This window comes from Mycobacterium syngnathidarum, assembly GCF_001942625.1.
GTDB lineage: Bacteria > Actinomycetota > Actinomycetes > Mycobacteriales > Mycobacteriaceae > Mycobacterium > Mycobacterium syngnathidarum.
Map to the genome: position 1 here is coordinate 172,614 of NZ_MLCL01000073.1, position 6,157 is coordinate 178,770.

A 6,157-nucleotide genomic window follows, 5' to 3' on the forward strand; every position below is an offset into this window, starting at 1 on the left:
TCTACCAAAATCACTCATCGCCGCACCTTTTCCAACGTGGACACTAATTCAATTGGCAGTCCGCTTCTCTCAGCGGCATGCTTGACCGAATACCCTTGATCTACAAGTGATTTGGCCCAAGCCTCCGCATCGGGTGTCACCGACTTAGCGCGGTCAACTCGCTTGTTTCGCCGTGTGGGCGATTTCTTCGTTCCCGGCTTCTTCGCTGGTGGCAACGGGGGCGGGGTCAAGTCGCCGTCCAGCGACTCGAACCAGACATGGACGAGTTTGGCCTGGGCGATGGTTACGGGCTTGCCGCTGATCGGCGTGTTGGCCGTGCTGCTGTAACCGAGCGCTGCGGTCAGCTGCTGGCGTGTCCAACCCGCCGCTGCGGACTGGTTGAGCAGCATCCAGGTGGGCTCCGGGTCGTCGACCTGCGCGTTGTAGTCACGGATGCCTTGACGTCCCCGGGACCGCTGCACTGTCCGCACCGCGCGGACGTCGTCCGCGGTGAGGTCAAGCAGTATGCGCCGATGCAGTTTGCTGCACCTGGGCTCCGCTGCTCGCCCAACGAGCAGCGACACTAGACCTCGCGAGACACATGCAGCCGCGGCGATCGCACCGATCGTGAATGTGGCATCAGATCGGTCCTTGCTTGTCTCCAGCGCAAGCAAGCCTTGGAGGTGTTCACGGACGTCCTGTGCGGACACCCAATCAGCGCGGTACGTCGCTCGCCGCTCCGATGCGACGCGTCGCATGTAACTGCGGTTCTCGGTGACGCAGACAACGCAGCGGCAACCCTGTTGGAATCCACGGGTGCTGTGGTCGGTGACGCCCGGCTTTGGACCGGTGATCATGTCGGTGCCGCCTTGCCCGGGTGAACCCCAGGTCCATCCAGTGAATCGTTCGATAGCGCTATCCTGCGGCCGTAAGTCTCCGCGCTTGCGCCGAGACCGGGTGGCCGCACACCATTGGTACAGCTCGAAACGCTTGCCTTCGACGTCCTCGACGGTCCCAATCGGCATCCGCGCCAGTGTGCCGTGCTTGGCGATGTACTGATGGCACGCCATTTCCGCTATCTGCCAATGAGTTTCCGATGGCTTCCACAGGAAGCGCCGTTCTCCTTTGCGGCCGGTCGGTGTCGATGCCAGTAGGACCGATTCCAGGATCGGTGGCAGTGTCCCGTAGATCTTGCGGCGCCGAACTGTTCCGAGCCAAGCGTCGAGGTCGATGTCATCCTCGATGTGCCCCGGTGGGACATCGGCGTGACCTTCCCACGCGGCGAAGGAGCGAAATGCCGCCACGCCGGCTTGATCGACCTCTGACAACGGATACCAGTCCCAGCCCGGCATCTGCCGGAGTGCCTCGGCGATCCAGCTGTCCAGCTCGTTGTCCCAGTATCGGCACAGCTGCGTCGCCACCCACAGCCGCAGTGGCCGGTTCAGTCCGTCGACGTATCCCGTGAAGATCGAATCGCCAGGAGACGTGTCATCGAGGCTTCCCCGACCAGTGCAAACAGCGCGGAGCCGGTCCAAGGTTCGCTCGTCGGAGGCCTCTTTCGCATCCCATCGCCAGCCGTTGACCGATTCAAGCCTCTTGCGGCGGTCTTCGTCGAGCATCCCATCACGGAATAGAATGCGCTGCAGGGTGATCCACTGGCCCAGCGCTGTGCTTTGCGTGGTAATCCGCGCGGCTGACCCTAGCCGATCTGTCTCGTGGCATAGCTGCTGAAAGTTGCGCTCCCATACCGACGATGTGCGCTGCAGCAGCCGCGTGATTATCGTCCCGGACTGGCTCCCGGTGACTTCCAACCAGTCCACAACATCCGGGTCGATGTAGCCGTTGGTACCAGTGCGGCGTGCCCTGTCGATGTCGTGACCGATCCGCGAGTCATGGGCACGCAGCCCTTGCAGAACCCGCCACACGTGGGCGTAGGAGGACGTGGACAGCTGGTCCTGATCATCAGCGTCGGGGTCGAGAATCAGCGGAATGACGATGGTGCCGTGGGATTTTCCGGGATGCTTACGCAGGGCTCGACCAATGGCCTGGATGATTCCCACCTGGCTGGTGCGTGGATCGGCGAACACGACGGCGTCGACTGCCGGTACGTCGATGCCCTCACGCAGGCACTGCGACGAGGCAACCACGGTGATCCCATCCGTCCGTGTGTCGGCGAGTCTGGCCAGGATCTTCACGCGCTCTGAGTCGTGCATTGAACCGTCAACGGCGAGCGCACGGATGGGTGTGCCGTCCACATCGATGAGTGCGCTGACACGTTCAGCGAATGCCCGTGCAGAATCTACTCGATTGTGAAAGGTCAGGATGCGCCGCACACCGTACCGGCGCACTACATCGAGCAGCGCGGCCAACGCAGCTCGCTCTCCGGTCGCTTCCCCTGCTGGTTCGGTTGTGGTGGTCACCAAGACGCGGTAGTCGGCCAACAATCCAGCGCTGACGGCTTCCCCAACATTCAGGGTGTATGCGATCTCCCCGAACAACCCAGTGTCATCCATGGATCTTGCGACCGCACTCGCTCCGGACAAATCGTCGATGGCCTCAGCGCCGCCACGGCTTTTCAGGACTATGGGCGTTGCCGTTGCGAATACTCGGCGCCGCGCCAGCACACTGCGCGAATCGAGCACCGGGAGAAATGCAGCGTTGGTGCGGCCGGCAAGGTGGTGAGCCTCGTCAGCGACCACCAGATCCAGGGGTTGTCCGCTGCGCGTCAAGCCGATCCCGTCAGCGACCACTTGCGAGGAATGGTAAGTGGACACCACGAGAGACATGGACGCACCGAATGTCTCAGCACATTCAAGGAACCCGGCAACCACCTCAGCTCGGGTGGTCACGTTGCCGCCTTGGTCGTGTTGCCCTTCGAACGGGTCGATTCCGTCAACGCCGATTTCCGCGCGCCCGGCATCCGTTGTCGGATCTGAACATACGGCCAATACGCGCACACCAGGTATGACGCGTCGCCACTCGGCGATGGTCTGTGCCACCAACGCAATACTGGGCGTGAACACCGCGACTGTGCGGGCCCCGACTTCGAGCGCGTGCCACGGTCCGATGAGAGTCTTGCCGGTACCGCATGCCATCCGCAGCTGCGCTCGTTCCCCTGCGTCGGCTAGCTCGTCGAGCGCGGCACGCTGATGCGGACGCGGTTGCGGCACAGCGTCACTGATCGGTGAATACCCCTGCAGTAGCGCAGTCATGCCGCCACCTGCTGCTCGCCGCGAAGTTTGGCCATCGCCCCTTCAATGAGCCCGCGGACCTTGACGACGGGGAGCCGATACTTGTCTGCGACTTCGGTCACCGACTGCGGCTCTCCCGTATCCAGCCCGAACACTTCGGAAATGACTCGCCGCTCGCGATGAGAGAGCCGCTCCATCAACTGCGAAAGCTGTTGGGCGGCAATGTCATGATCATTGTCGTGGCCGCCACAGTCTCGACCTGCCAGGAAGTCGAGCAGGCTGGAGGAGCCATCGCGACCTCCCTCGCTTAGCGGTGCGTCCAGCGAAACTGCGCGGGACATCATGGCGCGCATCTGAGCGATGCCCATTGGGCTGACACCCATCACAGCCGCGACATCGGCATCGCTAGGCGTCCTACCCAGGTCAGTACCCAGCTGGGAGGTGACCATAAGCAGTTCCCTGCAACGCTCCTGGTCGCTGGAAGACAGCGCGGCGGGGGTTGCCTTGGCGATCGCTCGCTGTTGATGGAGACGCACCCAATGAAGCGCGTACGTGGAGAACTTGAATCCCTGTGTGTAGTCGAATTTTTGAACAGCCCGAATGACGCCGAGCATCCCTTCATGGGTGAGGTCGTCGACTGTCAGCAACGCACTGGCGCCCCTTACCGCCCGCTTACGCGCCCACCACGCGGAGAGACGAACATTCGCGGTCACGAAATGCTCGAATGCTGCTCGACCGTCCGCAGCGACCAATCTCAACTGTGCCGGGGTGTACTGCGAGGCTCCCTTGGCGAGTAGGAACTGTGCGTACAAGCCGGCCTCTATCCGCTTGGCAAGCTCCACTTCTTGCTCCGCGGTCAACAACTCGGGCAGATCCTTGGGAAGATCCGTCTGCTTCACTAAATGCATGGCCGTGCTCACATCTCCCTGAGACGCGACACAATCGCGTGTGGGCCGTAAGTGACGTACCCCTCTCGGACTCCTCCAATGGAGGGATCCTCTACGCGGAGCCGAGCCCCATGCTCGAAGAAGTCTCCCGCCCGAAGCGGCTCAGCGTGGATCTCGGTAGTCCTCATAGCGACCACTGATCCGGCATGCACGGCGTCTCCCCCAGCGGCACAACGATCTCATCCTCGTCGCCACCCGCGTACTCATCGCAGCGCTGATCGCCCTGTTGTTCATCACCTTCGTGGTCTTCGTGATCGCTATCGAGTTCGTCGTCCGAATCACCGAACGACACCACGACGCCGAACGTCGGACGTGGCTTATTCCCCTCTCGGCGGGCGTATTCGTCGGACGCCTCGAAATCAGGCACCGTACGGATATGCTCAATCACCGCGTCCGAGATCTGCTCACCGTCGTGACGAGCGGCGACCGTCAGGCGGCACACCCGCATCTTCTGCGCGTTGTGATCGGCGGGCACCGACACCACATCGGCCGGGTCCACCAACACCACCAGCATCTGCTCGCTGAAATCGCTGGCATAGTTGTAGGTTCCGACATGCAGGCCCACCGAGCACGCCGAGTGCCTGTCTGGGTTGACCAGATCACGGTCCATCCACACCGTCGCACCGACCGGGTACGGAATGTTCCCGGTAATGGTCTCGCTGGTGCCGTCCTGGTGGACCACCGTCACCGCCTCACGACCGGCGTGCGCCGAGAAGCCATCGTTGCGTACCGACTTGTAGCCGACGATCAGCCCGTCGGTGGTCAGCACGAAGCCTCCGGCCTTGAGCCAGCCGAACAGCTGTGAGCGCGATGCGGCCGACGGGTTGCGCTCCAGACGGCGCAGGAACGCCCCCAGTGGTGCCATGTCGGCGGTCTCGCGGGCAAGCCGCAGAGCGGTAGACAGCACTGTCTCGGCCACCGGGTCACCGTGAGTGACCCGGTAGGCGTCGTCGGCGTCGTCGTCGTTGCCGTCCACTACCGACACCGCCTCGGCGACGGCTGCTCTTACGGTGACCCGCACCACCTCCACCAGGCTCTTGACGGTGGCGAAGTCCTGGCCGTGGTCATCAACGAGGTAGGTCCGCACGTTCTGGTAGGCGGGGTCGGCGGAGCCGACCATCACGGTGTCATCGCCTTCGGTGACGATGATGGAGTTGGCGTCGATGAATGCGCGCATGGTGTGTGTTTCCTTGTCTTTCGAAGCTCGATGGGAGATACCGGTCAGGCAGCGTTAGCGGAGGCGTTGTCGGCGGTGGGCAATCGCGGCGGGGTGTGCACGATGTAGTCCACAAACTTCCGGCGGTCGAATTCAGAGACGTTGCTGCGCATGTGGTCCAGCAGCGGGTACGCCTTGTTCAGTGCTGTAGTCAGCTGCCGCACCTCGGCCAGGGCGCCGCTGCCGACCCCCAGGACGGCCGCACGGGCCATTACCGTGGCATGGTCAGCGGACAGCGCCCGGCGTGCAGTCTCGATCTCGGCAAGGCGCACCACCATCTCGCGCAGCGGGTGGCCCGGAGCGATCCGGGCCACCGCATCGGTGGCGAGCGCCAGGCGCATCTTGTCGCCGGTCCAGTAGGGCTGCGCATCCACCGCAGCAGCGATACGTTCGATGTCGGTCCAACCGGCGGACTCGGCGTCGAACCGCGCCCGCGCCCACTGGTGATAGGGCTGCGCCTCGGGGACCGCAGCCAGCAACGGACCCGGTTTGCGCCTACCCAGGTAGACCGCCACTGCCACAATGGAATCCAGTCGGGAATCGTGGCTGTAGTGAGGGTCGCCCTCGATGTACCAGACCGGCAACCCGAGCGCGGCGATCTCCGCGCCGGTCAGCACCTGCCGGGTCTGCGGCCCGCCATCCGTGGCGACCATGCGGGTCTCGTATCCGGACAGCCCGCTGCGCGGTGCGCGCTTAGCCTCAATCCGTGGACTGACTTGAGTGGTGTGGTTCGACGGTGATTCTGACGGCGGTTTGTGGGGTGGGCAGGATGTAGCCGCTGGTCTGCCCAGCTTTTCCTGTGTGCTTCGGTGGGGCCTGTTCGG

The 6,157-nt window shown here is 63.4% G+C and carries 4 protein-coding genes; all 4 read right to left on the reverse strand.

Translation table 11 applies throughout. The features are described 5' to 3' along the window. Nucleotides 1-14 precede the first annotated feature (14 nt). The 4 genes from BKG60_RS19685 to BKG60_RS19700 all read right to left on the reverse strand — a co-directional run bounded on the left by BKG60_RS19685 (nt 15) and on the right by BKG60_RS19700 (nt 5,986). On the reverse strand, nt 15-3,191 hold the full coding sequence (locus tag BKG60_RS19685) for a DEAD/DEAH box helicase (RefSeq protein WP_075909874.1): 3,177 nt from the start codon (nt 3,189-3,191) through the stop codon (nt 15-17). Continuing rightward, complete coding sequence (locus BKG60_RS19690) at nt 3,188-4,090, reverse strand: sigma-70 family RNA polymerase sigma factor (RefSeq protein ID WP_019346802.1); 903 nt, start codon at nt 4,088-4,090, stop codon at nt 3,188-3,190. The genes BKG60_RS19685 and BKG60_RS19690 overlap by 4 nt, the downstream gene beginning before the upstream one ends. Nucleotides 4,091-4,241: 151 nt before the next feature. Then, complete coding sequence (locus BKG60_RS19695; protein ID WP_019346800.1) at nt 4,242-5,294, reverse strand: hypothetical protein; 1,053 nt, start codon at nt 5,292-5,294, stop codon at nt 4,242-4,244. A gap of 44 nt (nt 5,295-5,338) precedes the next feature. Continuing rightward, on the reverse strand, nt 5,339-5,986 hold the full coding sequence (locus tag BKG60_RS19700; RefSeq protein ID WP_075909875.1) for a hypothetical protein: 648 nt from the start codon (nt 5,984-5,986) through the stop codon (nt 5,339-5,341). Nucleotides 5,987-6,157: the final 171 nt, after the last annotated feature.